The following is a 2,183-nucleotide window of genomic DNA, read 5'->3' as shown; positions in this document are numbered from 1 at the left end:
ACGAAGCCGTCCGTGATCCCGAACAGGACGACGATGACCAGGCTTCCGAACGCGACGATGCCGGTCATGAGGGCCGACCGCTGGGGGTGCCGCCCCAGGTTCCGCCACGCGGTGCGGAGGAGGGTCACCGCCTCCCCCTCAGGCCCCTGCCACGAAGGCCAGGGCGGCGGGGAGCCGCTGGGGGAAGTCGTCGGGGAGTTCGTGCCCGAGGCCGGGGACCACCTCGAGCCGGCAGACGAGGCCTGCAAGCGCCCACGCGATCGCCAGGGCCCCGCCCTGGGAGGCCCCGGCCAGGGCGACCCGTTCCTCGTCCACCGGGTGGGAGCGGGCGACGTCGCGCCAGAGGGAGGCCACTTCCCGCTCCGCGAGGTCGCGGTCGTCCCAGGTGTACATGCCCTCCCCCTCGAGCTGGGTTCCCTGGGCGAGGGCCACGATCCACCCCTGGGCCGTGGCGGATCGGAAGTGGGGCGCGTACTCCTCGGCGCTCCCGCCGCGGCCGTGGAGGACGAGGAGGAGAGGGGATCGGCGGGGCAAGGCTTCCCCTTCGGGGAAGAGGACCCGTGCCTGGGACTGGGCGGTGGCCTGGGCGCGGCGCTGGGACTCCCGGCAGCTGGCCAGGACGCGATCGAAGCCGGGGTGCGCCCGCAGGGGCTCAAGGTCGGGGTCCTTCGTGAGGAGCCCCTCCCCCCACCAGTGCCCGCGGGCGTGGGCTTCCTCCAGGGTGCGGAGGGCCTCCTCCGGCTCCCCGACCCGGCACAGGAAGCACGCGGTCCAGTAGGCGGTGCGGGCCTCGTGCTCCGGGAACCGCGCTGCCGCTTGTCGGGCGTAGGCGAGGGCCTCGCGGTACCGGGCCTCCCCGTACAGGCGGAAGATCGCCCGGCGAAGGTCCTCCCACGTGGGCTCGATCATGGCAGGGGTGAGCCTACCCGGGATCCAGGGCTCGGTCGAGGCCCTCCGGGTCGACAGGGGGCGCGGGGGGGCTATACCTCGGGGCTGTGAAGAGGGTGCGGGTCTACACGGATGGGGCGTGCATTGGGAACCCCGGCCCCGGGGGCTGGGCGGCGGTTCTCGTGTCCGGGTCGCATCGGAAGGAGATCTTCGGCCGCGAGGAGCGGACGACGAACAACCGGATGGAGCTCCGGGCGGCGATCGAGGCCCTGGGGGCGCTCCGCGAGCCGGCGGAGGTGGACCTGTACACGGACTCTGCGTACCTCAAGCGGGGGATGACGGAGTGGCTTCCGCGGTGGAAGGAGCTGGGGTGGCGGCGGCGGGAGGGGAGGCGGCTGGTGCCGGTGGCCAACGAGGACCTGTGGCGGGAGCTGGATCGGCTGGTGGGGGTCCACCGGGTGCGGTTCCACTGGCTTGCGGGCCACGCCGGGGACCCGGAGAACGAGCGGGCCGACACGCTGGCCCGCGCCGCGGCCGAGGGCCGCGAGGAGGCAGGGTAGCGGTATCCTGAGTTGTCGCCTCCGCGGGAGGTCACCACCATCCCGGGGGCCATGGCGCGGGGACGGAAGCCGGGTGGGGCGGACCACCCGGCGGGGCGACTGTGGGGTACGAGGCCGAGCTGTGGAGAATGGCCGACGCCCGCTGGTCGGAGCTGCAGAAGACCGCCCGCCAGCCCTCGATCGGCGAGCTCGTGGACAAGGCTATGGCTGCCGTAGAACGAGACAACCCCTCCCTCAAGGGGGTGCTCCCCAAGGACTACGCCCGCCCGGCGCCGGACAAGCACCGCCTCGGCCAGCTCATCGACCTCGTCACCAACATCCACCTGGGCGGTGACGAAAACCACGCCCGCGACATCCTGGTCCGGGTCTACGACCCTGCTGCGGCTCCTCGGGCATGTTCGTGCAGTCGGTGGAGTTCATCGAGGCCCACGCCACGGGCAACGGCGGCCGCGCCCGCGCAAAGATCAGCGTCTACGGCCAGGAACTCCACTACACCACCTGGCGCCTGGCCAAGATGAACCTCGCCATCCGGGGGATCGACGGCCGGATCGAGCAGGGCGACACCTTCCACAACGACCGCTTCCCGGACGTGCCCCCCGGAAGCTGTGCCACCGGGAGTGGGAAGATCCGCTCGTGAAGGGGAAGAGGTGCACGGAAGAGCAGATCGTGAGGATCTTGCAGGAGGTGGAGTCGGGCACGTCGATCCTTGAGGTGTGCCGGACCTACGGGGTGTGG

2 protein-coding genes and 1 pseudogene are annotated in these 2,183 nt (G+C 72.1%); 2 read left to right on the top strand and 1 reads right to left on the bottom strand.

The annotated features are described in order from the left end of the window. Positions 1–138 precede the first annotated feature (138 nt). A complete protein-coding gene (locus tag NUV94_08110) occupies positions 139–909 on the bottom strand; it encodes an acetylxylan esterase (GenBank protein MCR4392699.1) in 771 nt (256 codons plus the stop codon). Positions 910–995: 86 nt separating this feature from the next. On the opposite strand from NUV94_08110, the gene rnhA reads away from it, so the two are divergent. Then, positions 996–1,448 carry a ribonuclease HI gene (rnhA, locus tag NUV94_08105; GenBank protein ID MCR4392698.1) on the top strand — a complete coding sequence of 151 codons (453 nt, stop codon included), beginning with the start codon at positions 996–998 and terminating at the stop codon, positions 1,446–1,448. A 101-nt stretch (positions 1,449–1,549) separates the two neighbouring features. Beyond that, positions 1,550–2,040, top strand: a pseudogene (locus tag NUV94_08100) (N-6 DNA methylase). The last annotated feature ends 143 nt before the right edge of the window (positions 2,041–2,183 follow it).

It is taken from the genome of Candidatus Acetothermia bacterium (genome assembly GCA_024653305.1).
Classification (GTDB): Bacteria; Bipolaricaulota; Bipolaricaulia; order Bipolaricaulales; family Bipolaricaulaceae; genus JACIWI01.
This window is presented reverse-complemented; position numbering and strand designations above follow the sequence as displayed.